The organism is Aromatoleum aromaticum EbN1, from assembly GCF_000025965.1.
GTDB classification, from domain to species: domain Bacteria; phylum Pseudomonadota; class Gammaproteobacteria; order Burkholderiales; family Rhodocyclaceae; genus Aromatoleum; species Aromatoleum aromaticum.
Genome location: NC_006513.1, coordinates 2,854,707 through 2,877,987, shown reverse-complemented (window position 1 = coordinate 2,877,987; position 23,281 = coordinate 2,854,707). Strand labels below are relative to the sequence as shown.

24 protein-coding genes and 1 tRNA gene are annotated in these 23,281 nt (G+C 60.8%); 1 reads left to right on the top strand and 24 read right to left on the bottom strand.

All coding sequences use genetic code 11. The annotated features are described in order from the left end of the window. Window positions 1-40 precede the first annotated feature (40 nt). The 23 genes from nuoL to rlmE form a co-directional block, all read right to left on the bottom strand. Complete coding sequence (gene nuoL / locus EBN1_RS13710; RefSeq protein WP_011238558.1) at window positions 41-2,062, bottom strand: NADH-quinone oxidoreductase subunit L; 2,022 nt, start codon at window positions 2,060-2,062, stop codon at window positions 41-43. 12 nt (window positions 2,063-2,074) lie between these two features. Beyond that, window positions 2,075-2,380: an NADH-quinone oxidoreductase subunit NuoK gene (gene nuoK, locus EBN1_RS13705; RefSeq protein WP_011238557.1), complete on the bottom strand. Its 306-nt coding sequence runs from the start codon at window positions 2,378-2,380 to the stop codon at window positions 2,075-2,077. Window positions 2,381-2,423: 43 nt separating this feature from the next. Then, window positions 2,424-3,026, bottom strand: a complete 603-nt coding sequence (locus EBN1_RS13700; RefSeq protein WP_011238556.1) for an NADH-quinone oxidoreductase subunit J — start codon at window positions 3,024-3,026, stop codon at window positions 2,424-2,426. 32 nt (window positions 3,027-3,058) lie between these two features. Continuing rightward, window positions 3,059-3,544 (bottom strand): NADH-quinone oxidoreductase subunit NuoI, encoded by a 486-nt coding sequence (gene nuoI / locus EBN1_RS13695; protein WP_011238555.1) that lies wholly within the window; start codon window positions 3,542-3,544, stop codon window positions 3,059-3,061. Window positions 3,545-3,554: 10 nt separating this feature from the next. Further along, window positions 3,555-4,604, bottom strand: coding sequence for an NADH-quinone oxidoreductase subunit NuoH (gene nuoH / locus EBN1_RS13690; RefSeq protein WP_011238554.1), 1,050 nt, complete (start codon window positions 4,602-4,604; stop codon window positions 3,555-3,557). Beyond that, window positions 4,604-6,943: an NADH-quinone oxidoreductase subunit NuoG gene (nuoG, locus tag EBN1_RS13685; protein WP_011238553.1), complete on the bottom strand. Its 2,340-nt coding sequence runs from the start codon at window positions 6,941-6,943 to the stop codon at window positions 4,604-4,606. Before nuoG ends, nuoH begins: the two co-directional genes overlap by 1 nt. After that, window positions 6,943-8,256, bottom strand: coding sequence for an NADH-quinone oxidoreductase subunit NuoF (gene nuoF, locus EBN1_RS13680; protein ID WP_011238552.1), 1,314 nt, complete (start codon window positions 8,254-8,256; stop codon window positions 6,943-6,945). Before nuoF ends, nuoG begins: the two co-directional genes overlap by 1 nt. Beyond that, window positions 8,253-8,732 (bottom strand): NADH-quinone oxidoreductase subunit NuoE, encoded by a 480-nt coding sequence (nuoE, locus tag EBN1_RS13675; RefSeq protein ID WP_011238551.1) that lies wholly within the window; start codon window positions 8,730-8,732, stop codon window positions 8,253-8,255. Before nuoE ends, nuoF begins: the two co-directional genes overlap by 4 nt. Before the next feature lie 51 nt (window positions 8,733-8,783). Continuing rightward, window positions 8,784-10,037: an NADH-quinone oxidoreductase subunit D gene (locus EBN1_RS13670; protein WP_011238550.1), complete on the bottom strand. Its 1,254-nt coding sequence runs from the start codon at window positions 10,035-10,037 to the stop codon at window positions 8,784-8,786. Next, the gene (locus EBN1_RS13665; RefSeq protein WP_011238549.1) at window positions 10,030-10,635 is read right to left on the bottom strand and encodes an NADH-quinone oxidoreductase subunit C; all 606 of its coding nucleotides are present in this window, start codon (window positions 10,633-10,635) and stop codon (window positions 10,030-10,032) included. The genes EBN1_RS13670 and EBN1_RS13665 overlap by 8 nt, the downstream gene beginning before the upstream one ends. A gap of 14 nt (window positions 10,636-10,649) precedes the next feature. After that, window positions 10,650-11,126, bottom strand: a complete 477-nt coding sequence (locus EBN1_RS13660) for a NuoB/complex I 20 kDa subunit family protein (protein ID WP_011238548.1) — start codon at window positions 11,124-11,126, stop codon at window positions 10,650-10,652. 3 nt (window positions 11,127-11,129) lie between these two features. After that, window positions 11,130-11,504 (bottom strand): NADH-quinone oxidoreductase subunit A, encoded by a 375-nt coding sequence (gene ndhC, locus EBN1_RS13655; RefSeq protein WP_011238547.1) that lies wholly within the window; start codon window positions 11,502-11,504, stop codon window positions 11,130-11,132. Between the two features lie 90 nt (window positions 11,505-11,594). After that, window positions 11,595-11,679 (bottom strand) — tRNA-Leu (locus EBN1_RS13650). Between the two features lie 61 nt (window positions 11,680-11,740). Further along, window positions 11,741-12,100: a preprotein translocase subunit SecG gene (gene secG, locus EBN1_RS13645; protein ID WP_011238546.1), complete on the bottom strand. Its 360-nt coding sequence runs from the start codon at window positions 12,098-12,100 to the stop codon at window positions 11,741-11,743. Next, window positions 12,097-12,885: a triose-phosphate isomerase gene (gene tpiA, locus EBN1_RS13640; RefSeq protein ID WP_041646380.1), complete on the bottom strand. Its 789-nt coding sequence runs from the start codon at window positions 12,883-12,885 to the stop codon at window positions 12,097-12,099. The genes secG and tpiA overlap by 4 nt, the downstream gene beginning before the upstream one ends. Before the next feature lie 128 nt (window positions 12,886-13,013). Further along, window positions 13,014-13,883 (bottom strand): phosphate ABC transporter ATP-binding protein PstB, encoded by an 870-nt coding sequence (pstB, locus tag EBN1_RS13635; RefSeq protein WP_011238544.1) that lies wholly within the window; start codon window positions 13,881-13,883, stop codon window positions 13,014-13,016. An 11-nt stretch (window positions 13,884-13,894) separates the two neighbouring features. Then, a complete protein-coding gene (gene pstA / locus EBN1_RS13630; RefSeq protein WP_011238543.1) occupies window positions 13,895-14,818 on the bottom strand; it encodes a phosphate ABC transporter permease PstA in 924 nt (307 codons plus the stop codon). 10 nt (window positions 14,819-14,828) lie between these two features. Further along, complete coding sequence (gene pstC, locus EBN1_RS13625) at window positions 14,829-15,788, bottom strand: phosphate ABC transporter permease subunit PstC (RefSeq protein ID WP_011238542.1); 960 nt, start codon at window positions 15,786-15,788, stop codon at window positions 14,829-14,831. 55 nt (window positions 15,789-15,843) lie between these two features. After that, window positions 15,844-16,836, bottom strand: coding sequence for a PstS family phosphate ABC transporter substrate-binding protein (locus EBN1_RS13620; protein ID WP_011238541.1), 993 nt, complete (start codon window positions 16,834-16,836; stop codon window positions 15,844-15,846). A gap of 325 nt (window positions 16,837-17,161) precedes the next feature. After that, complete coding sequence (glmM, locus tag EBN1_RS13615) at window positions 17,162-18,514, bottom strand: phosphoglucosamine mutase (RefSeq protein ID WP_011238540.1); 1,353 nt, start codon at window positions 18,512-18,514, stop codon at window positions 17,162-17,164. Between the two features lie 70 nt (window positions 18,515-18,584). Beyond that, window positions 18,585-19,418, bottom strand: coding sequence for a dihydropteroate synthase (gene folP / locus EBN1_RS13610; protein ID WP_011238539.1), 834 nt, complete (start codon window positions 19,416-19,418; stop codon window positions 18,585-18,587). Window positions 19,419-19,492: 74 nt separating this feature from the next. Continuing rightward, entirely contained in the window at window positions 19,493-21,385 is a 1,893-nt protein-coding gene (gene ftsH / locus EBN1_RS13605) for an ATP-dependent zinc metalloprotease FtsH (RefSeq protein ID WP_011238538.1), read from the bottom strand. Window positions 21,386-21,638: 253 nt separating this feature from the next. After that, the gene (gene rlmE, locus EBN1_RS13600) at window positions 21,639-22,262 is read right to left on the bottom strand and encodes a 23S rRNA (uridine(2552)-2'-O)-methyltransferase RlmE (protein WP_011238537.1); all 624 of its coding nucleotides are present in this window, start codon (window positions 22,260-22,262) and stop codon (window positions 21,639-21,641) included. A gap of 39 nt (window positions 22,263-22,301) precedes the next feature. On the opposite strand from rlmE, the gene EBN1_RS13595 reads away from it, so the two are divergent. Then, window positions 22,302-22,772, top strand: coding sequence for a YhbY family RNA-binding protein (locus tag EBN1_RS13595; protein WP_011238536.1), 471 nt, complete (start codon window positions 22,302-22,304; stop codon window positions 22,770-22,772). Window positions 22,773-22,793: 21 nt separating this feature from the next. Here the strand turns inward: EBN1_RS13595 and EBN1_RS13590 are convergent, their stop codons facing one another. After that, on the bottom strand, window positions 22,794-23,258 hold the full coding sequence (locus tag EBN1_RS13590; RefSeq protein WP_011238535.1) for a DUF4149 domain-containing protein: 465 nt from the start codon (window positions 23,256-23,258) through the stop codon (window positions 22,794-22,796). Window positions 23,259-23,281: the final 23 nt, after the last annotated feature.

Here is a 23,281-nt window from a genome sequence, read left to right as displayed (position 1 = left end):
GACCGACGCGCGTTTATCGTTATTCACTGTTCCTGCCCGTTCAACCGAGGTTGAACCAGAAGGTGAGCAGAATGAAGACCCCGATGATCATCGCGAACGCGTACTGGTAGAGGTGCCCCGTCTGGAACAGCCGGCTGACCTGTGCCACCCAGCCGACCAGCCTGGCGGTCCCGTTCACCGCGATTCCGTCGATCAACCCCTGGTCGCTGCCCTTCCACAATCCCTTGCCGAGTTGCCGCGAGCCGCCGGCAAAAACGATTTCATTGAAACGATCGAAGAAATACTTGTTCTCGAGCAGCGCATGCAACGGCCGGAAGGTGCGCTGTATCGCTGCCGGAATGTCCGGCCGCACCATGTAGAAGAACCAGGCGAGCCCGACGCCACCCATCGCGAGCCAGAACGGCGCGGTCTGCAGCCCGTGGACCGCCATGGCCACCGGCCCGTGGAAGTTTTCGGCCAGTTCGGACAGACCCACGTGGTTGGCGCCGACGTGAATCACGTCCTTGAACCATTCTCCGAACAGCATCGGCTCGATCGTGAAGAACCCGATCACGACCGACGGGATCGCGAGCAGCACCAGCGGCAGCGTGACGACCCACGGCGACTCGTGAGGCTTCTGTCCGGGCGCCAGGCCGTGATGGTGATCGGTAGACGGTTCCTCGTCGTCATGATCGCCGACATGATCATGATGCCCATGGCCGTTGCCGAACCGCTCCTTGCCGTGGAAAACAAGGAAATACATGCGGAACGAATAAAATGCGGTAATGAAGACACCGAACAGCACGCAGAACAGCGCGTAGCCGGCCCCCGGAATCGTCGAAGCATGCACCGCCTCGATGATCGAGTCCTTCGAATAGAAACCCGCGAAGAACGGAAAGCCGATCAGCGCGAGCGACCCCAGCAGCGACGTGAACCAAGTCACGGGCATGTACTTCCACAGGCCACCCATGTTGCGCATGTCCTGATCGTGATGCATGCCGATGATGACCGAACCGGCGCCGAGGAACAGCAGCGCCTTGAAGAACGCGTGCGTCATCAGATGGAACACTGCGGCCGAATACGCCGAGACACCCAGGGCGACGGTCATGTAGCCCAGTTGCGAGAGCGTCGAGTACGCGATGACGCGCTTGATGTCGTTCTGGACGATGCCGAGGAAACCCATGAAGAGCGCGGTGGTTGCGCCGATCACGAGCACGAACGACAGCGCGACGTCCGACAGCTCGAACAGCGGCGACATGCGCGCGACCATGAAAATGCCGGCTGTCACCATCGTCGCCGCGTGAATCAGCGCGGAAATCGGTGTCGGGCCTTCCATCGAGTCGGGAAGCCAGACATGCAGCGGGACCTGTGCGGATTTTCCCATCGCGCCGATGAACAGGCAGATGCAGATCGCGGTGATCAGCGGCCAGCCCGTGACCGCCATGTCCTGCGCGGCGAGTTCGCCCGCTTTGGCGAACACTTCGGCGTAATCGAGGCTTCCGGCGTAGACGGCGATCAGGCCGATGCCGAGCAGAAACCCGAAGTCGCCCACGCGGTTGACCATGAACGCCTTGAGGTTCGCGTAGATCGCCGTCGGGCGCTCATACCAGAAGCCGATAAGCAGGTACGAGACGAGGCCCACTGCTTCCCAGCCGAAGAACAACTGGAGGAAGTTGTTCGACATCACCAGCATCAGCATCGAAAACGTGAACAGCGAGATATAGCTGAAGAACCGCTGATAGCCCGGGTCGTCATGCATGTAGCCAATCGTGTAGATGTGCACCATCAGTGACACGAAGCTCACGACGAGCATCATCATCACGGTCAGCGAATCGATCAGGAAGCCGACCTCGAGGGTCAGGTTTCCGGTCCTCATCCACGTATACACGGTTCCGTTGAAGGTATTCCCGGCCTGCACGTCCTGATAGATCACCACGGATGCCGCGAGCGCCACTGCGACACCGAGGATCGTGACGATGTGCGCGCCGGCGCGTCCGATCGCCTTGCCGAACAGTCCGGCGAAGAGTGCGCCGGCCAGCGGTGCCAGCGGCACCAGGAGATAAAGCTTTTGCATGTCCGTCATCGAGCCGCTTCCTTAACCCTTGAGGCTGTCGAGATCATCCACATGGATCGTCCGCAGATTGCGGAACAACACCACCAGAATCGCAAGACCGATTGCCGATTCCGCTGCTGCCACGGTGAGAATGAAGAAAACAAAGATCTGCCCTGCCAGATCGCCGAGATAATGCGAAAAGGCAATGAAGTTCAGATTGACCGCGAGCAACATCAACTCGATAGCCATCAGCAGGACGATCAGGTTCTTCCGGTTGAGGAAAATCCCGACCACGCTGATCGCGAACAGGATCGCGCCCAGAACGAGATAGTGGGAAAGCGAAAGCATCAATGACTCCCTGATTGCATCGGCCTAACAGCGGCAGCGGTTCTTATTCTTTCTCGGCGGGCATCGAAATCAGTTCGACGCGATCGCCACGCTTGATCGAAATCTGTTCGGACGGATTGAGATAACGCACGCCCTTGCGCTTGCGCAGCGTCAGGGTCACCGCGACGATCATCGCCACGAGCAGCAACAGCGAAGCGAGCTCGAACGGATACACGTAATCGGTATAGAGCAGCCGCCCCAACTCACGCGTGTTGCTGTACCCCGCCTGAGCCGCCGGCGGCTCGGGCATTGCTTCCAGTCCGAAGTACCGCCCACCGAGCACCAGCGCCATCTCGACCACCAGCAGCACGCCGATCAGCGCGCCCACCGGGAGATAGCTCCAGAATCCCTGTCGCAGCCGATCGAGGTTGATGTCCAGCATCATGACGACGAACAGGAACAGCACCATGACTGCGCCCACATACACCATCACGAGGACAACCGCGAGAAACTCCGCCGCCAGCAACAGCCAGATCCCGCCTGCCGAGAAGAACGACAGCACCAGGAACAAGGCCGCGTGTACCGGGTTTCGAGCCGTAATGACTCTCAACCCGGCGAAAACCATGATCACGGCAAGAACGTAAAAGACGAAAGTCTTGAAATCCATTTTCTTTTCGTGGCGCCCGTCAGCGCCCTCCCTTAGCGATACTTGGCGTCGGCTTCGCGATCGGCAGCAATCTGTGCTTCATAACGATCACCCACCGCAAGCAGCATCTGCTTCGTGTAGTAGAGATCGCCGCGTTTCTCACCGTGATATTCCATCACTCGGGTTTCAACCACCGCGTCGACCGGACATGCTTCCTCGCAGAAACCGCAAAAAATGCACTTGGTAAGGTCTATGTCATAGCGCTTGGTGCGCCGCGACCCATCGTCCCGCTGCTCGGATTCGATCGTGATCGCCAGCGCCGGGCAGACCGCTTCACAAAGCTTGCATGCAATGCACCGCTCCTCTCCGTTCGGATAGCGGCGCAGCGCATGCAGTCCACGAAACCGCGGGCTCGCCGGCGTCTTCTCCTCCGGGAACTGCACAGTGATCTTGCGCGCAAACAGGTGGCGCCCGGTCAGCGCCAGGCCCTTGATCAGTTCCGTGAGGAACAGGCTACCGATGTAATCCTTCGCACCCATCTTCAGCCTCTCATTTCCAGATCGACAGCGGAGACATCATCCACACTGCCACCACGATCACCCACACCAGGGTGATGGGAATGAATACCTTCCAGCCCAGCCGCATGATGTGGTCGTAGCGAAAGCGCGGGAACGTTGCTCGCGCCCACAGGAACACGAACAGGAAAAATGCCGTTTTCAACGCCAGCCAGAAGAACCCGTCAGGCAGGAAACTGACCGGGGACAGCCAGCCACCGACAAACAGCACCGACGTCAGGATCGAGACCAGGATCATGTTCGCGTATTCGGCAAGGAAGAACAGCGCGAACGCCATCCCCGAATACTCGACCATGTGGCCGGCCACGACTTCGGACTCCCCTTCGACGACGTCGAACGGCGCGCGGTTGGTTTCCGCAATGCCCGAAATCAGGAACACGATGAACATCGGAAACAGCGGGATCCAGTTCCACGACAGGAACGACAAACCCATTTCGTGGAATTGACCCTGTCCCTGCGAACGAACGATGTCGGTGAGATTGAGGCTCGCCGATATGAGCAGCACACAAATCAGTGCGAAACCCATCGCGACTTCGTACGACACCATCTGTGCTGCAGCCCGCATGGAACCGAGAAACGGGTATTTCGAGTTCGACGCCCAACCCGCGATGATGACGCCATACACTTCGACCGACGTGATTGCCAGCAGGAACAGCAGCCCCGCGTTGACATCGGCAAGCACCATTCCCTCGCCGAACGGCACCACTGCCCAGGCTGCCAGCGAGGGCGCGATCGCCAGGATCGGGCCGAGGATGAACAGCCCCTTGCTGGCGCCGGTCGGGACGATGATTTCCTTGAAAAGGAGCTTCATCCCGTCGGCAATCGGCTGCAGCAGTCCCTTCGGACCGACCCGGTTCGGCCCGATCCGCACCTGCATGTAGCCGATGACCTTGCGCTCCGCCAGGGTCAGATACGCTACACAAAGCATCAACGGCGCGATGATCGCAACGATCTTCGTGAGGGTCCACACGGCGGGCCACGCAGGCCCGAACAACTGCACCACGGGTTCGAGCAAAGCTTCCATCAAACACGCTCCAGGCTGATTTCGCCGCACATCGGGCTGAGGGCTGCGGTCACAGGATGAGCGGCAGCAATGCGAACGCACTTGTCGGCGACGTTTTCATCGACGACGACAGCGAGTTCAACGGCGGCCCCGCCCTGCCTTACCCGAACCCGTGCTCCTGCTTCGAATCCCAGGCGCGCCAAGGTTGCCGAGCTCGCCCGAACGGACGGTGCGGCGGCATCCCGCGTCTTCTGCAGCGGAGGCGACCGGCGCACCAGCGGATCGGCGAAATAGATCGGCACGTCGCTTACGCGCTCCAGCCCGCCTGCAACAGCAGGACGCGCCGAAAGCTCGATGCCCGACACGCCGTTCCCGAGGCGCTCGGCGACGTCGGTAGACAGCACTTCCGCGGCGACCGCCTCGGAATCGTTCTGGTCGAACCCTTCCAGTTCGAGCAGGTTGCCGAGAACGCGAAGCACTTTCCAGCCGGGTCGAGCCTCGCCGCGCGGACGCGCGACGGCGTTGAAGTTCTGCGCCCTGCCTTCACAATTGACGAACGTGCCGGACGTTTCGGTAAAGGGAGCAATCGGCAGCAGCACGGTTGCACAGGAGCGCAGCGCTGGCGACGTAAATGCGGACAGCGCTACGACCAGCCGCGCGCCGCGCAGTGCCGCCATCGTTGCGACGGGATGCGCAAAATCGAGATCCGGCTCGGCATTGAGCAGCAGATAGGATTTCAGCGGCTGCTCGACCATCTGCCGGGCGTTGAACCCGCCGACGATGGGTGCCGCCTTCGCGAGATACCCGCCGACGCTGTTTGCCGCTTCGCCGATGAAGCCCAGGGATCCATCGCTCAAGCGGGCGATCTCCTGTGCGACGACCTGCAGGTCAGCGGCGAATTCGGACTGTTCCGCAAAATTGCCCAGCCACACGGCAACGCGAGCGCCCGAGGAGAGACTCTGCGCGATCGCACGCGCTTCATCCGAGATCTCGGCAGGCACGCGGGGAGCAATTTCGTCTGCAACCGACAGACCTTTTTCGGCCGCCAGAGCTCCCGCGACCTGCAGCAGCATGCCGACCATTGCCGACGGAGCGACCAGCGCCCGGTTCCTGACCGGCAACAACCAGTCGTCGCTTGCGGCATGAATCGCATTCACCTGCAGCCCGCGCTTGGCCGCCTGTCGCACGCGCTGCGCCAGCAGCGGTGCCTCCTTGCGGAAGGAGCTGCCGATGATCAGCAGCCGATTCAGCTCCGCGACCTCGGAGATCGCCATCCCGAGCCACGGAGCGCCGCTCCGGTGACCGTCCGCGCGGAAATCCCACTGGCGCAGCCGGAAGTCGATGTTGTCGGTACCGAGCGTGCGCGCGAGTTTCTGCAACAGGTGCAATTCTTCGAGAGTCGAATGAGGCGATGCCAGGGCGCCGATTGTCGCAGGCCCATTCTCCTTCGCCGTCGCGAGCAGACCGTTCGCGACGAATTCGAGCGCTGCCTGCCAGTCGACTTCTTTCCACTCACCATCCTGCTTGATCATCGGGACCGTCAGCCGATCCTCGCTGTTCAGGCCTTCGTACGAAAAACGGTCCTTGTCGGACAGCCAGCACTCGTTGATTGCCTCGTTCTCGAGCGGCAGCACACGCTTGACGATGTCGTGTTTGACCTGAACGACAAGGTTAGAGCCGAGCGAATCGTGCGGGCTGATCGATTTGCGCCGGGAAAGCTCCCACGTCCGCGCAGCGAAACGGAAGGGCTTCGACGTCAGCGCACCGACAGGGCAAAGGTCGATGATGTTGCCCGACAGCTCGGAGTCCAGCGTCTTTTCGATGAACGGCATGATTTCGGCATGCTCGCCGCGAAATGCCTGGCCGAGTTCCATCATGCCTGCAATTTCGGTCGTGAAGCGCACGCAGCGTGTGCAGTTGATGCAACGCGTCATGTCGGTCGCCACGAGCGGGCCGAGGTTCTTGTTGAACACGACGCGCTTTTCTTCCTCGTAGCGGGACTGGCTCGCGCCGTAACCGACTGCGAGATCCTGCAACTGGCACTCGCCGCCCTGATCGCAGATCGGGCAATCGAGCGGGTGGTTGATGAGCAAAAACTCCATCACCCCCTTTTGCGCCTTGATCGCCTGGTCCGACCGCGTCCACACTTTCATGCCGTTGGTGACCGGAGTCGCGCATGCGGGCAGCGGCTTCGGCGCCTTTTCGACTTGAACGAGACACATGCGGCAATTTGCCGCGATGGATAGTTTCTTGTGATAACAGAAGTGCGGAATGTATGCACCGATCTTGGTCGCGGCATCCATCACGGTGCTGCCATCCTCGACCGATACCTGCTTGCCGTCGATTTCGATCTCTAGCATCACGGACTCACGTAGATTTGGCTGCCCTGGTACTGAACCTCGGGCGGCACTAGACATTTCTTGTTTTCGATGTGGTACTCGAACTCCGAGCCGAAGTGCTTGATGAAACTCTGCACCGGCATCGACGCGGCATCACCGAGGGCGCAAATGGTGCGTCCCATGATATTGCCGGTCACCGAGTTGAGCAGATCGAGATCGTCGCGACGTCCCAACCCGTTCTCGATCCGATGAACCACCCGATAAAGCCAACCGGTTCCCTCACGGCACGGCGTGCACTGCCCGCAGGACTCCTCGAAGTAGAAATACGACAGGCGTTCGAGCGCCTTCACCATGCACGTGGTCTCATCCATGACGATCACCGCGCCTGAACCGAGCATCGACCCTGCCTTGGCGATGGAGTCGTAGTCCATCGTGCAGTCCATCATCACGGCTGCCGGCAACACGGGCGATGACGAGCCGCCGGGAATGACGGCTTTGAGCTTGCCCCCGCCGCGCATTCCGCCAGCCATTTCGAGCAACTCCGCGAAGGGAGTGCCCATTCCGATCTCGTAATTCCCCGGACGATTGACGTGTCCCGAAATCGAGAACAACTTCGTGCCGCCGTTGTTCGGCTTCCCGAGGTTGAGAAAACTCTCGCCGCCCATATTGATGATGAACGGCACCGAGGCGAAAGTTTCAGTGTTGTTGATCGTCGTGGGCTTGCCGTAAAGGCCATAGCTTGCCGGAAACGGCGGCTTGAAGCGCGGCTGCCCTTTCTTGCCTTCGATCGACTCGAGCAACGCGGTCTCTTCACCACAGATGTAGGCACCGTAGCCGTGGTGTGCGAACAACTCGAACGAAAAATCCGAACCCAGGATTTTCTGCCCGAGCAGGCCCGCTTCACGCGCTTCGGCCAGCGCCTCCTCGAAGCGCTCGTAGATCTCGAAAATCTCGCCGTGGATGTAGTTGTAGCCCCGCTCGCATCCCATCGCATACGCCGCGATCGTCATGCCCTCGATGACGCTGTGCGGGTTGTAGCGGAGAATGTCGCGGTCCTTGAAAGTACCCGGCTCGCCCTCGTCGGAATTGCAGGCGAGATATTTCGCTCCCGGGAATGAACGCGGCATGAAGCTCCATTTGAGCCCGGTGGGGAAACCCGCACCGCCGCGTCCGCGCAGCGAAGAAGCCTTCAATTCGGCGATAACCGTTTCGGCCGGAATCTTTTCCGCAATGATTTTTTTCAGAGCGGAATAACCGCCGCGCCCGATATAGTCCTGTAACCGCCAGGTGCGGTCGCCGTCGACGCCGGCGAGAATAAGTCCGCGTGCGCTCATTTGTTTTCCAGATCGGCCAGCAGTTGATCGATCTTTTCCGTCGTCATCCAGCTGCACATGTGGTGATTATTCACCAGCAGCACTGGAGCGTCGCCACAGGCTCCCATGCATTCACCCTCCTTGAGGGTGAACTTGCCGTCCGGCGTGGTCTCGTTGAAATCGATCCCCAGCTTCTGCTTCACATAATCGGCTGCATGCACGCCCCCCGACAGGGCGCACGGGAGGTTGGTGCACACCGTGATCTTGTGGCGTCCCACCGGCTGAAGATCGTACATGTTGTAGAAGCTCGCCACCTCGTAAGCGGCGATTGCCGGCATGTCGAGATAGCCGGCGACAAATTCGATCGTCTCTTTCGCCAGCCAGCCCATTTCAATCTGGGCGATGCGCAACGCCGACATTACCGCCGACTGTTTCTGATCTGGCGGATATTTCGCGATCTCGCGATCGATCTGTTGTAGCGATTTCTGACTCAGCATTTCGTGTTCGTCTTCCCGGATTGCCTGCCGACGTTTGTCATGCCAGTTCGTTCAGCGGTCGATTTCGCCGAACACCACATCCATCGTGCCGATGATCGCGACCACGTCGGCGATCATGTGGCCGCGGGCGATCTCGTCCATCGCCGCGAGATGCGCGAACCCCGGCGCCCTGAGCTTCAGACGGTAAGGTTTGTTCGCGCCGTCCGAGACGGCATAGACGCCGAACTCGCCCTTCGGGTGTTCAATTGCCGCGTACACTTCTCCGCTCGGGACATGCATGCCTTCGGTGAAGAGCTTGAAATGGTGGATCAGCTCCTCCATGTTGCCCTTCATCCTCTCGCGCGGCGGCGGCGCAACCTTGTAATTGTCCGCGATGACCGGCCCCGGATTCTTGCGCAACCAGTCGATACACTGCTTGACGATGCGGTTCGACTGGCGCATCTCTTCCATGCGGCATAAGTAACGGTCGTAACAATCGCCGTTCTTCCCGACCGGAATGTCGAAGTCCATGCGGTCGTACACTTCGTAAGGCTGCTTTTTGCGCAAGTCCCACGCGACGCCGGAACCCCGCAGCATCGGCCCGGTGAATCCCCAGGCCTTGGCCTGCTCGGGCGTGACCACACCGATACCCACCGTGCGCTGTTTCCAGATCCGGTTGTCGGTGAGGAGCGTTTCGTAGTCGTCACAGTAGCCGTTGAACCGTTCAGTGAAATCCTCCAGGAAATCGAGCAACGAACCCTGGCGGTTCTCGTTCAGCTCGCGGACGGTATTCGCGTTCTTGAACTTATTGACAACATATTGCGGCATGCGGTCCGGCAGGTCGCGATAGACGCCGCCGGGACGGTAATACGCGGCATGCATCCGCGCACCTGAAACCGCCTCGTAGGCATCCATCAAATCTTCACGTTCGCGGAACGTATACAGCACCATCGTCATCGCGCCGATATCGAGCGCGTGCGTGCCGATGCCGAGAAGATGATTCAGAATCCGGGTGATCTCATCGAACATGACCCGGATGTACTGGGCGCGAATCGGCACTTCGAGCCCCAGCAGACGCTCGATCGCCAGGCAGTAGGCGTGCTCGTTGCACATCATCGACACATAGTCGAGCCGGTCCATATAAGGGACCGATTGCACCCAGGTACGTGTTTCCGCGAGCTTCTCCGTTCCGCGATGGAGCAGGCCGATATGCGGGTCGGCACGCACGACGACTTCGCCGTCGAGCTCAAGCACCAGACGAAGCACGCCGTGGGCCGAAGGATGCTGCGGGCCGAAGTTGATTGTGTAATTGCGAATCTCAGCCATTGCCAACATCCCCGTAGTTCTCTTCGCGCACGATGCGCGGCGTGTTCTCACGCGGCTCGATGGTCACGGGCTGATACACCACCCTTCCCTGCTCGGGGTCGTAACGCATCTCGACGTAGCCGGAAACAGGAAAGTCCTTGCGGAACGGATGGCCCACGAAGCCGTAATCCGTCAGGATTCGGCGCAGATCCGGATGGCCGGCAAACATGAGGCCGTAGAGATCGAAGGCCTCGCGCTCGTACCAATTGACACCTGGCCATACTCCAACCAGTGACTCGAACATCGGAAAGGCATCGTCATCGGCGAAGGCACGCAAACGAATGCGCCAGTTGTGCGTGAGAGAAAGCAGATGCACGGCGACGGCGAACCGCTTACCCGTCCAGGCTCCGTTCCCGTAAGCCGAATAATCCAGACCGGTGAGGTCGATCAGTTCCTCGAATCGCAGATCACGATGGTCCCGCAGCATTTGTGCCGCGGCGAGGTAATCGGCCGCTGCGACTTCGAGCGTGACCTCCCCGCGATCGACGACCACCGACCGCACCTTCGCACCCAGGATGTTTTGCAGCGAACTGCTCAGACGTTCCAGCTTCGAACTCATAAATGGGCCACCTGTCACCGCGCAATGGTGTTAGTGCGCTTGATCTTGTTCTGCAACTGAATGATGCCGTACAGCAACGCTTCTGCAGTCGGGGGGCAACCGGGCACGTAGACATCGACCGGCACGATGCGATCACACCCTCTCACGACCGAATACGAGTAGTGATAATAGCCGCCGCCATTGGCACACGAGCCCATCGAGATCACCCAACGAGGCTCGGCCATCTGGTCATAAACCTTGCGCAATGCCGGCGCCATCTTGTTGCAAAGCGTACCGGCCACGATCATGAGATCCGACTGCCGGGGACTGGGACGAAACACCACGCCGAAGCGGTCGAGATCGTATCGTGCGCAGCCTGCGTGGATCATTTCGACGGCACAGCAGGCCAGGCCGAAGGTCATTGGCCACAGAGAACCGGTGCGCGTCCAATTGATCACCGCATCGAGCGAGGTGGTAACAAATCCCTCGCGAAAAACGCCCTCAATGCTCATGCATCACTCCCAGTCGAGTGCACCGTTCTTCCACTCGACGACATAGCCGATAACCAGCACGGCAAGAAAAACCATTACCGAACCGAATACAAACCAGGCAATTTCGCCGGCTGCAATGAATTCCTGAAATACAGTCGCCCAGGGAAACAAAAAGGCGATTTCGAGATCGAAGAGAATGAAAAGAATGGCGATGAGGTAATAGCGCACATCGAATTTCATGCGCGCATCTTCGAACGCCTCGAAGCCGCACTCATAAGGCGACAGCTTCTCGCCGTCCGGCCGATAGGGAGCGAGAACACGCCCGAGAATCACGGGAACCAGACCGAATCCCAGACCAACGAGGATGAACATCAGGACAGGAAAGTAGTTTTCCAGCATCGAAACACCCCGTTTTGGATATTAGATTTGCGCTGACTTCACTGTTGCACGGCATGAAAACGCCCGCATTAGCGGGCGATCTTCAAAACCTGGTGCCGACGGTGAGACTCGAACTCACACGGCTTTCGCCACCACCCCCTCAAGATGGCGTGTCTACCAATTTCACCACGTCGGCCACGTTGTTACAGCCAAAAAATTATACGACTTTTTCCGCAGTGCGCAAACCCAAAATGAACTTATTTTGGAATCGCCTTCGCCTTCGAATCCTCCGCGCCGCCGTCAGCCGGACTCGCGTCCGTCGCGGGCGCGGACAAGGCCGAAGCGCCCTCCATCACGCTCGAAGGCTGGCTCGGTTTGTTGCTCGCCAGGTAGCTGAGACTCAGACTGGTTATGAAAAAGACCGTGGCAAGGACGCCTGTCGTGCGACTGAGAAAATTCGCCGAACCGGATGATCCGAACACGCTGCCGGAAGCACCACCACCGAATGCCGCTCCGGCATCCGCCCCCTTGCCGTGCTGCATCAACACCAGTCCGATGATGAACAGGCCAACCAGCACGTGAATCGTCAGAACGATTGAAAAAATATAATTACTCATCGAGAACCTTTGAAATCACCCATATTGCCGTCCTGTGCAGCCTTGGCAGCAGCTTCACAGATCTCAAGAAATTGCTGGGCAACAAGCGACGCGCCGCCAATCAGCCCGCCGTCCGAATCAGGCAGACTGAACAATGCAGCGGCACTGTCTGCCTTCACGCTTCCCCCATACAGGATCCGGATCGCGCGAGAATTTCCCACGTGACCGGACAACCAGCGTCGTACGAACGAAAGGATCTCCTGGACCTGCTCCGGGGAAGCCGCCCGTCCGGTCCCGATCGCCCACACCGGCTCGTACGCGATCACAAGCCGTGCCAGCGACGCGCCGTCGAGCAGCTGGACCAATGCTTCGAGCTGGCGCAACAGGACGTCTTCTGCCTGGCCTGCGTCCCGCTCGGCAAGCGACTCGCCGACGCATACGATAGGCACGAGACCTGCCGCCAGCGCGGCACGTGCCTTTCGCGCAACCAGCTGGTCATCCTCCCGGAACACCGTACGCCGCTCCGAATGGCCGACGATGACGAAGCGGCAATCGAAGTCCGAAAGCATCCGCCCGCTGACTTCGCCCGTATACGCTCCGGCATCGAATTCACTCAGATTCTGGGCGCCGAGCATTATCGCACTCCCCGACAACGCTCGCTGACCCTGCGCCAGATAAGGAAACGGAACACACAGGGCAGTATCGATGCTGGAGGGACTACGGTCGACAAGCTGTTCGAAGAGCGCCTGATTGCTTACCAGATCGCCGTTCATCTTCCAGTTGCCGACGACAAGCTTGCGTTCCATGCACTCGAATCCGTCAAATCGAGCCATTCTATCGTGCCCGGCCCTACGGGGTAAAGGCGATGCCCTCGACCACCCGCGCGGCCGGGCCAAGCGGGGGACCGCAGAAAAGCTGGTGTGCGGCCTGATACCTAGCCGAAGCGTCCTGTGATGTAGTCCTCGGTTTCCCGTCGAACAGGATTCACGAACAGTTGGCGGGTCTGGCCGAACTCGATCAGTTCCCCGAGATACATGTAGGCGGTGAAGTCCGACACCCGCGCCGCCTGTTGCATGTTGTGCGTGACGATCAGAATCGTGACCTTCTGCCGCAGCTGGTCGATAAGTTCTTCGATGCTGGCGGTGGCGATGGGGTCGAGCGCCGAGGTCGGTTCGTCGAACAGCAGCACTTCGGGGTCTGTCGCGAGGCAACGCGCGATGCACAGTCGCTGTTGCTGCCCGCCGGACAGGGCAAACGCAGGTTCGTTCAGGCGATGTGCGACTTCCGCCCACAGAGCCGCGCCCTTGAGGGCCTCCTCGACGCGATCGTCGAGGACGGAACGACTTTTTTCCCCTCGGATACGCAGTCCGTACGCGACATTCTCGTAGATCGATTTCGGGAACGGGTTTGGTTTCTGGAACACCATGCCGATTCGCATCCGGACCTCGATGGGATCGACGGCGGGGTCGAGCAGATTGGTGTTGTCGGGCAGCAACCGGATCGCGCCCTCGTACCGGTTGCCCGGAGAGAGATCGTGCATCCGGTTGCAGGCCCGCAGCAGCGTGGACTTGCCACATCCGGACGGCCCGATCAGCGCAGTAACGTGCTTCTCGTAGACCGGCAGAGTGATGGATTTAAGTGCCTGGAACTGGCCGTAATAAAAACTGAAGTTTTCCGCTGCCGCCTTGAGTGGCGGTGTGTCGGGCAAAGAGCGGGCATCGCGTGTGCGCGTGTTCGATGCGCCAGCGACACTCCCGATGGTCGGTCTTGCCGCCTGCCCGCCGGGTCGATCAATTGAACGCATTACGATATTGCCTACCATTTGATGTCCTTGCGCAGATGATAACGAATCCAGATGGAAATCGCGTTCATGGCCAGGGTCATGAGAACCAGCACGAAACCGGCGGCGGCGGCGTTCTGCTGGAAAGCCTCCTCCGGACGGGAAGTCCAGTTGAACATCTGGATCGGCATGACGGTGAACCCCGATTTCAGCCACTCGAAGTTCACCCAGGGAAACTCCGGCCCGATCGGCGACTCCGGCAGGAAGGCGATGAAGGTCAGCGCGCCGATCGTGATGACCGGCGCCGTTTCACCGATCGCCCGCGACATGCCGATGATGACACCGGTAAGGATGCCAGGCATCGAATAGGGCACGATATGATCACGCGTGACCTGCCAACGCGTGGCCCCCAGCGCATAGGCCCCTTCGCGGATGTGCTGCGGAATCGAGCGGATCGCCTCCCGCGTGGCAACGATGACGACGGGAAGGATCAGCAGGCCCAGCGTCAGGCCCGCCGACAGGATGCTCTGGCCGAAGCCGAAGGCGTAGACGAAGACCCCGAGCGCGAGCAGTCCGTAGACGATCGAAGGTACCCCGGCGAGATTGGTCACGTTGATTTCTATGAGATCGGTGACGAAACTCCTCGTCGCATATTCCTCGAGGTACACCCCTGCAGCGACACCCAGCGGGACGGCCGACACCGCAGTCACCAGCATCACGAGCACCGAGCCCACCCAGGCGGAGAGGATCCCTGCCTGACCGGCACGTCGTGACGGGAAAGAGGTGAAGAAGTCCGGGGTCAATCGCTCCCATCCCGCAAAGGCCATCTGCAGGAACAATGCGAGAAAGGTCAGCACGCCGATCAGCAACGCCACGAAACCGAAGATCGCAAAAATCAGGTCCCGTCGCTTGTTGCGCCGGATGATGCGCTGAATACCGGAGAGATCCGCGGGAATCATGCTCATCCTCTCAATAGGCTTCACGATAGCGGCGGCGGACAAAGTGACCGGCGACATTGAGGAGCAGCGTCATCACCATGAGGCTCAGTCCTGCGGCGAAAATCGATTGGTAACCGATCGAGCCGTGAGGCAGGTCGCCGAGCGCGACCTGCACGATGTATGCCGAAATCGTTTGTGCCGGCTCCATCGGATTCATCGTGAAGTTCGGCTGCATGCCGGCAGCGACCGCAACGATCATCGTCTCGCCCACGGCGCGCGAAATCCCGAGAATGTACGCCGACAAAATGCCCGAAAGCGCCGCAGGTATCACGACCCGGACGGCGGTCTGGAATTTCGTGCCGCCCATCGCGTAGGAACCCTCGCGCATGCTCATCGGCACCGCTCGCATGGCGTCCTCCGCGAGCGAACTGACGTAGGGAATGATCGCGATCCCCATTACGATGCCGGCTCCGAGCATGTTGAACCCGGGCAAGCCCGGGATCAACAGCTGCAACAGCGGTATGACGACGATCAGCGCGAAGTAGCCGTAGACGATCGACGGGATGCCGCCGAGGAGTTCGAGAAACGGTTTCACGGCTTCCCGCACGGCGGGCCTTGCAAATTCCGAGAGGTAGATCGCGATCGTCGTCCCGAGCGGGATCGCGACCACGAGCGCGACCAGCGAAGTCGTAAGCGTGCCGGCAAGCAGCGGCAGGATGCCGTAATGCGCGTCGGCGAAAAGCGGCGTCCACATCGTGTCGGTCAGGAAGGACCAGATCGGCACGACCGTGAAGAAGTGGTAGGACTCGCTGACCAGCACCCACACGATGCCCACCGTCGTCAGCACCGAGACACCCGCTGCGCCGAAAAGCAGAGCCTCGATGACGCGTTCCTTCGTGTGGCGCAGCGCCTTCCTGGCCAGCCGGTCGCTGACCCTCAGCGGCTCGAAGGATGCGCCTTCGAGCGATTCCATGCTGTTTGCGTCTTGCATTCTTGGCCCGTTGACAGGGTAAAGGGTGCGCGGGCGCCGCCCGCGCACCCGGACGTCAGAGCTTTGCTTCGCGGCTCAGAAGCGACTCGATGGTGACGCCGACTTCCGCTTCACCGCCAAAAACGGTGCCGACCTTCTTCTTGTTCACATTCTCCATCGCGGTTTCATACGCCTTCGGTGGCAGCGGAACATATTTCACTTCGGTCGCAAGATCCGAAGCGTTCTTCATGTAGTAAGCCACGAAATCGCGCACTTCAGGCTTCTCCAGCGACTTTTCGCTGACATAAATGAAGATCGGGCGCGACAGCGGATTGTAGGCGCCGCTGATCACCGAGTCGGGACCGGGCGAAACCGCCTTGCCTTCCTTGTTCACGATCGGCACGGCCTTCAACTTGCCCTGGTTTTCCGCGTAGTAGGCATAACCGAAGTAGCCGATTGCGTTCTGGTCGCGTGAAACGCCCTGAACGAGGACGTTGTCGTCTTCCGAGGCGGTGAAATCACCGCGCGAAGCTTTCGCCTTGCCCACGACCGCTTCGGTGAAATAATCGAAAGTGCCGGAATCCGAGCCCGCGCCGAAAAGCTTCAGCGGGACATCCGGGAACGACGAGTCGATCTGCTTCCAGCTGGTGACCTTGCCCTGTGCGTCAGGCTCCCACATTTTCTTGAGTTGCTCGACGGTCAGCTGTTTGACGAAGGTGTTCTTCGGGTTGACGATGACCGTCAAGGCGTCGAAGGCAACCGGCAGTTCGTAATACCTGATGCCGGCGCTCGCGCATGCTTCCATCTCCTTTTTCAGGATCGGACGCGACGCGCCCGAAACATCGATCTCGCCGCGGCAGAATTTCTTGAAACCGCCGCCGGTGCCCGAGATGCCGACCGTGACCTTCACCGAGCCTTTCCTGGCTTTCTGAATATCTTCGGCTACGGCCTCCGTGATCGGGAACACGGTGCTGGAGCCATCCACCTTCACGATGGACTGGGCGTGCACAGCGTGCGAACCGAACAGGACGAGAGCGGTCGCCAAGGCGACCTGCTTGAAACCCGACATACGGAATCTCCTGGTAAATGAACGATGCCCGGTGCCGCTGCGATGTTGCCGCGGCTTGAGGCGCCTCGAATCATCCTCGCCAAATGTGTCAGAAATTTGACAGTGGCGAGCACCGAGCCGCCGCATCGATCGCGAAGCCGATATCCTTCACAAAAAAAGATTCGGCTCGATGCTGCTCGGGCGGCCGAAGTGTACGGACGCAATATTTCAGGAGTGTTACAGGCGAAGCTGGGCGCTGCGCTGCCTCAACCGAAACCGCAGAATTGGCTACGACGAGGCGGTCGAAGCCCTCGTTGCCGAAGGCCCGAAAGCTCGCGGCCCTTCGTCAGACGCTGGCGTGCCGAACGCAGTCGGCGATATGTCGCGCCAGTCTCTCGACTTGGGAACCGTCCTTTCCTTCCACCATGACCCGGAGCAACGGCTCGGTTCCTGAAGGGCGCAGCAGCACCCGGCCCTGCTCGCCGAGTTCCAGTTCGGCGTCGCTGCGCGCTTGGTCGATGCGCTCGTCGGACCGCCAGTCGAATCCTGCGGCCAGAGGCACGTTGATGAGTTTCTGCGGATAGAAGACGAGGTCCGCACACGCGGTAGCCAGCGTGCACTGGCCCTTGATCAGCGCCGCGATAACCTGGAGCGCGGAGACGATGCCGTCGCCCGTGGTATGACGATCGAGGCAGATGATATGGCCGGAGTTTTCCCCGCCGAGCCTCCAGCCCCGTTCATGCATGGTTTCCAGCACGTAGCGGTCACCGACCTTGGCTCGCGCGAAGGCAAGGCCGAGGCGGCCGATCGCGCGCTCGAGGCCGAGATTGCTCATCAGCGTGCCGACGACGCCTTCCAGGCGCCCTTCGGCCTGCCGCGACGCTGCAATCACGTACAGCAGCTTGTCACCATCGTAAAGCTCGCCGTCTCCATCGACCATGACGACGCGATCGCCGTCGCCGTCGAGGGCGATGCCGAAGTCCGCCTTGTTCGCCAGTACTGCCGAACGCAGCGTCTGCGGATGCGTGGCGCCGACCTGGTCGTTGATGTTCAATCCGTTGGGTTCGACTCCCAGCGGGATCACTTCCGCGCCCAGTTCGTGAAACACGCTCGGTCCGATGTGATAGGCCGCGCCGTGAGCGCAGTCGAGGACGATCCGGTAACCACGCAGGTCGAACTCGTTCGGAAACGCGCTCTTGCAGAACTCGACGTAACGTCCCGCCGCATCGACGATCCGTCGCGCCTTGCCCAGGCGCGATGCCTCGGCGCAGACCATCGGCTGATCGACCCGGAACTCGATTTCTTCCTCGAGCGCATCCGGCAACTTGGTGCCGTTCGCCGAAAAGAACTTGATGCCGTTATCGTCGTAAGGGTTGTGCGAGGCGGAGATGACGACTCCGGCCTGGAGACGGAGCGCACGGGTGAGATAGGCCACCGCTGGCGTCGGCACCGGACCGGCAAGCATCACATCGACGCCCGCCGCTGCAAATCCGGCTTCGAGAGCGGCCTCGAGCATGTAGCCGGAAATGCGGGTGTCCTTGCCGATGAGAATCGCGGGCCGCTCTCCGGGAGGCAACTGCTCCCGCCCCACCAGCGTCACCCCGGCTGCATAGCCGAGACGCATGACGAATTCGGGCGTGATCGTCGAATCGCCGACCCGCCCCCGTACGCCGTCGGTGCCGAAATACTTTCTCCCCATTTTTCCCCCGCGACATTCGTCGAAAAACGAATTATCGCATCAACGACGGGGAGACTTCGTGCACTCCTGCCTATGCCGGGACGCCGGTTACCGCCTGCCACACTTTCAATGCATCGCGCGTCGCGGCGACGTCATGGACTCGCACGATCCGAGCACCGCGCTCGACAGCGATCAGCGCCGCGGCGACGCTGCCATGCACTCGCTCGCCGACCGCTCGTCCCGTGATCGCCCCGATCATGGACTTTCGCGACACTCCGACCAGCACCGGATAGTCTTGCCCGACGAAGCGGTCGAGGGCGCGGAACAGCGCGAGGTTGTGCTCGAGGGTCTTGCCGAATCCGAACCCGGGGTCGAGGAGGATCCGGTCTCTGTCCACGCCTTTGTCCGCGAGAGCCCGAACACAGTCGTTCAGGAACTCGAGCACTTCCGCGACTACATCATCGTAGCGGGGATCGGACTGCATGCCGCGGGGCTCGCCCTGCATGTGCATCACGCACAGTGCCGCTTCGCTGTCCCGCACGGCGTCGATCGCACCCGGCGCCCGGAACGCGTTGATATCGTTGATCAGGCTCGCCCCGGCCCGCAGGGATTCCCGCATCACGGTCGGCTTGAACGTGTCGACCGAAACCGGCACGGACCAATCAGCCAGACGTTCGACCAGCGGGATGACGCGGTCGAGTTCCTCCTGCTCGGAGACAGGCTCCGACCCGGGGCGCGTCGACTCGCCCCCTATGTCGAGCAGATCCGCTCCCGCATCGACTGCCGCCTGCGCCCTTCGCGTCGCTGTGTCCAGATCCCGACCGAGGCCGTCGCCAGAAAACGAGTCCGGCGTGACATTGACGATCGCCATGATGTGTGGGCGGTCGAGTTCCAGGCGGAATCGACCGCATCTCAAAACCTGCATATCAGTCCTCAAATGAACTCGGGCCGGCTAAATGCCGGCCCGAGGGAAGGTCGAACTTCTTGTCGGCCGAGAATTTACGCTGCCGGGGCCGGCGCCGTGGGCTCGGCTCCCGGAGCGTCGTCCTTCGGGCGACTCTGCGCCGGAGTGATCGGCTTGGGTGCCCGCGGAGCACGTCCCGCCATGATGTCGTTCAGTTGTTCCGCATCCAGAGTTTCCCATTCGAGCAGCGCACGCGTCATCGCCTCGATCTTGTCGCGGTTGTCTTCGATCAGGCGCCGCGCCAGTGCGTACTGCTGATCGATGATGCGGCGTATCTCGGCATCCACTTTCTGCATCGTGGCTTCGGACACGTTCCGGTGGGTCGTCACCTGCCGGCCGAGAAAGATCTCTCCCTCTTCTTCGCCATACACCATCGGCCCGAGATTGTCCGACATGCCCCACTGCGTCACCATCCGGCGAGCGAGGTCAGTGGCCCGCTGAAAGTCGTTCGAAGCGCCGGTAGTCATCTGGTCCATGAAGATCTCTTCGCAGATCCGGCCACCGAACAGCACGGCGATCGTCTGGAGCAGCCGTTCGCGGTCCTGGCTGTAACGATCCTGCTCCGGCAGCTGCATCGTCACCCCCAGTGCACGACCTCGCGGGATGATCGTGACCTTGTGCACCGGGTCGGTCTTGTCGAGCAACTTCGCGACCAACGCATGACCGGATTCGTGGTACGCCGTGTTACGGCGTTCCTCTTCCGGCATCACCATCGAACGACGTTCGGACCCCATCATGATCTTGTCCTTGGCGCGCTCGAAGTCTTCCATATCCACGAGTCGCTTGCCGCCCCGCGCCGCGAACAATGCCGCTTCGTTGACGAGGTTCGCCAGGTCGGCGCCGGAAAATCCGGGCGTGCCGCGCGCAAGGACGACAGGTTCGACGTCCGGTGCAATGGGCACCTTGCGCATATGGACTTTCAGGATCTGCTCCCGGCCCCGGATATCGGGCAGCGGGACGACAACCTGCCGGTCGAACCGTCCCGGGCGCAGCAGCGCCGGATCGAGCACGTCAGGGCGGTTCGTCGCGGCGATCACGATGACTCCCGTTTGCCCTTCGAAGCCGTCCATCTCGACGAGCAACTGGTTGAGAGTCTGTTCGCGCTCGTCGTTGCCGCCCCCCATGCCTGCGCCACGCTGACGTCCGACAGCATCGATCTCGTCGATGAAGATGATGCATGGCGCGTGTTTCTTCGCCTGCTCGAACATGTCACGTACGCGCGCCGCGCCGACACCGACGAACATCTCGACGAAATCGGAGCCGGAAATCGAGAAGAACGGCACTTTCGCCTCGCCGGCAATCGCCTTCGCGAGCAAAGTCTTGCCGGTACCCGGCGAACCGACCATCAGCACGCCTTTCGGAATGTGCCCGCCAAGTTTCTGGAACTTGGACGGGTCACGCAGGAAATCGACGAGTTCGGACACTTCCTCCTTTGCTTCGTCGCAGCCTGCGACATCCGCAAAAGAGAGCGAATTGGCGCTCTCATCGAGCATTCTGGCTTTCGACTTGCCGAACGAAAACGCGCCGCCCCGTCCGCCTCCCTGCATCTGCCGCATGAAGAACACCCAGACGCCGATCAGCAGCAACATCGGGAACCAGGAAACGAAGATGCTCATCAGGAACGACTGCTCTTCTTCGGGCTTCGACGCGTTCACGGCCACGCCGGCGCGGATCAGGTCCGACACCATCCAGATATCCTGCACACCAGGCGTATACACAGTGATCTGCCGGCCTTCCTGCGTCGTCGCACGCACCAGACGGCCGTCGATAGTCGCTTTCGCGATGCGCCCGGCCCTGGCTTCCTCCAGAAACTGGGAGTACTCCATCGTACTGGCCGAAACCTGCCGCGTATTGAACTGGTTGAATACCGTCATCAGCACGACGCCGATAACCATCCAGATCGCGAGATTCTTGAAGAGATTATTCAACTTCTTTCCTTGAGAGCCCAACGGGGGCAGCGACAGATGGACTCATTCTAGTGGCGAACGTTCCGCGGCGTAAACCAATAGGCCCGATGGGCTGTTTCAATCACCTGATCGGCACGCCATAACGATTCCGATATGGGGTCGCCGGCCTGAATTGCAATATGACCGTGAAAAGGTTTGCCGCGTCCGGCAGCATAAATGGAAGACTCGGTGCCCGACTGTGGAGTTCCACAGTTTTGGCGCTGTAACGAGGAGCCTAGCTGCCGCGGTAGCCGACACCCACCAGATACACTTCCGCACTGCGGTCGCGCGATGCCTTCGGTTTTCGCACGTGCAGCGCGTGGAAATGCTTCGCGGCCTCGTTTCGATACTCCATGAAACCCTGTCCCTGAAACACTTTCACAACGAAACCTCCCCCGGGCTTGAGGTGGTGCCCCGCGAACTCAAGCGCCAGTTCCCCGAGGTAGATCGAGCGGGCCTGGTCGGTTGTATCGATGCCGGACATGTTCGGCGCCATGTCCGACAGCACGACGTCGACGGGGAGCCCGCCGAGCCTCGACTCGAGTTCGGCAAGCACCGGCTCTTCCTGAAAGTCGCCCTGGATGAACTCGACGCCCCCTAGCGGGTCCAGCGGCAGCAGGTCCAGTGCGAAGACCCGCCCCTCGCGCCCCACTCGCCGCAGTGCGACCTGGCTCCAGGATCCCGGGGCAGCGCCCAGATCGACGACGACCATTCCGCTTCGCATCAGGCGATCGCGGTCATCGAGCTCGATGAGCTTGAATGCTGCCCGTGACCGGTAACCTTCGCTTTTTGCGCGCTGGACGTACGGGTCGTTGACATGCTCCTGCATCCACGCCTTGCTGGTCTTGGTTCGCTTCATCGGAGTAGAATCCATGCCCCTGAAAGATTTGAGAAAAGTATGAGCGAGCTCACCCCCGCCCGGCGGCGCGAACTGCGTGCCGGCGCCCACCATCTGAACCCCGTCGTCAGCATTGCCGGAAACGGCCTGACGCCAGCCGTGCTGGGCGAAATCGACCGTTCCCTGCAGGCGCACGAGCTTATCAAGATCAAGGTCCACGGCGCCGAACGCGCTGCACGCGACGCACTGATGAAAGCGGTCTGCGACGCCCTCGGTGCCTCCCCTATCCAGCACATCGGCACCATTCTCGTCATTTGGCGCGAACGGCGGGAAGAAGCCGAAAAATCCGTCCAGGGGAAGACCGCGATATCCAGCGCGAACACGGGCGTCGCGAGAGCGAAATCGGCACGGGCCTTCGCAGCCGCTGCACGTCGCACCGCGCTGATCAAGGCCGCCTCGGACAAGAAGCGCCTCGCGGCCAAGCGCAGCCGGACCTATACGCGCAAAACCGAGTCCGCCGGCCGCAAATAATCCGCCTGACGGGACACCCCGTCAGCGGCCGAGCAATTTGCGGACACTGAGCACCAGCGGCAACGCGAGCACGCTCTGGATGAGATAGAGCACGCTCGAAACGCCATGCCACGTGGCGAAGCGGTCCCGCATCACGGTGTCCATCACCTCGCGCGGCCAGGCATCCGCTTTCATCTGCGCCATCAGCGGCTGGATGCCGAACCGGCTCGCGAGCGTCGCCAGCAGCATCGCCACAACCAGCCAGAACAGTCCGCTCCGGAACGCTCGCCACCGCCAGCGTGCGAGCATGAAACCCAGCACGTAGACGGCACAACCGACCCCGATCCACCCCACCAGCGCAAACAGGCGGCCGGCGATGTTGCCGGCGAGCGCACGATCGGAAAGCATGCCGAACAGGGTGGGCGCGACGATGTACCCGATCGACCACAGTGCTCCGGCCCAAAGCGTGATCAACACGACCAGCAGATGCTCGGAAAGACGGCTCACGATGTTTCCCGGCTGATGCCCGA

Bases quoted from the DNA above. Each gene is read 5' to 3' on its own strand.
- rlmE (WP_011238537.1), bottom strand. From the start codon at position 22,262: ATGAAGCGAACCAAGACCAGCAAGGCGTGGATGCAGGAGCATGTCAAC.
- pstB (WP_011238544.1), bottom strand. From the start codon at position 13,883: ATGCGTTCAATTGATCGACCCGGCGGGCAGGCGGCAAGACCGACCATC.
- nuoI (WP_011238555.1), bottom strand. From the start codon at position 3,544: ATGGGTGCGAAGGATTACATCGGTAGCCTGTTCCTCACGGAACTGATC.
- folP (WP_011238539.1), bottom strand. From the start codon at position 19,418: ATGCAGGTTTTGAGATGCGGTCGATTCCGCCTGGAACTCGACCGCCCA.
- nuoF (WP_011238552.1), bottom strand. From the start codon at position 8,256: ATGAGCGCACGCGGACTTATTCTCGCCGGCGTCGACGGCGACCGCACC.
- glmM (WP_011238540.1), bottom strand. From the start codon at position 18,514: ATGGGGAGAAAGTATTTCGGCACCGACGGCGTACGGGGGCGGGTCGGC.
- pstA (WP_011238543.1), bottom strand. From the start codon at position 14,818: ATGATTCCCGCGGATCTCTCCGGTATTCAGCGCATCATCCGGCGCAAC.
- secG (WP_011238546.1), bottom strand. From the start codon at position 12,100: ATGAGTAATTATATTTTTTCAATCGTTCTGACGATTCACGTGCTGGTT.
- nuoL (WP_011238558.1), bottom strand. From the start codon at position 2,062: ATGACGGACATGCAAAAGCTTTATCTCCTGGTGCCGCTGGCACCGCTG.
- EBN1_RS13665 (WP_011238549.1), bottom strand. From the start codon at position 10,635: ATGAGTTCGAAGCTGGAACGTCTGAGCAGTTCGCTGCAAAACATCCTG.
- nuoE (WP_011238551.1), bottom strand. From the start codon at position 8,732: ATGCTGAGTCAGAAATCGCTACAACAGATCGATCGCGAGATCGCGAAA.
- EBN1_RS13660 (WP_011238548.1), bottom strand. From the start codon at position 11,126: ATGAGCATTGAGGGCGTTTTTCGCGAGGGATTTGTTACCACCTCGCTC.
- EBN1_RS13620 (WP_011238541.1), bottom strand. From the start codon at position 16,836: ATGTCGGGTTTCAAGCAGGTCGCCTTGGCGACCGCTCTCGTCCTGTTC.
- EBN1_RS13670 (WP_011238550.1), bottom strand. From the start codon at position 10,037: ATGGCTGAGATTCGCAATTACACAATCAACTTCGGCCCGCAGCATCCT.
- EBN1_RS13595 (WP_011238536.1), top strand. From the start codon at position 22,302: ATGAGCGAGCTCACCCCCGCCCGGCGGCGCGAACTGCGTGCCGGCGCC.
- ndhC (WP_011238547.1), bottom strand. From the start codon at position 11,504: ATGCTGGAAAACTACTTTCCTGTCCTGATGTTCATCCTCGTTGGTCTG.
- nuoK (WP_011238557.1), bottom strand. From the start codon at position 2,380: ATGCTTTCGCTTTCCCACTATCTCGTTCTGGGCGCGATCCTGTTCGCG.
- pstC (WP_011238542.1), bottom strand. From the start codon at position 15,788: ATGCAAGACGCAAACAGCATGGAATCGCTCGAAGGCGCATCCTTCGAG.
- EBN1_RS13700 (WP_011238556.1), bottom strand. From the start codon at position 3,026: ATGGATTTCAAGACTTTCGTCTTTTACGTTCTTGCCGTGATCATGGTT.
- tpiA (WP_041646380.1), bottom strand. From the start codon at position 12,885: ATGGAACGCAAGCTTGTCGTCGGCAACTGGAAGATGAACGGCGATCTG.
- nuoH (WP_011238554.1), bottom strand. From the start codon at position 4,604: ATGGAAGCTTTGCTCGAACCCGTGGTGCAGTTGTTCGGGCCTGCGTGG.
- nuoG (WP_011238553.1), bottom strand. From the start codon at position 6,943: ATGCTAGAGATCGAAATCGACGGCAAGCAGGTATCGGTCGAGGATGGC.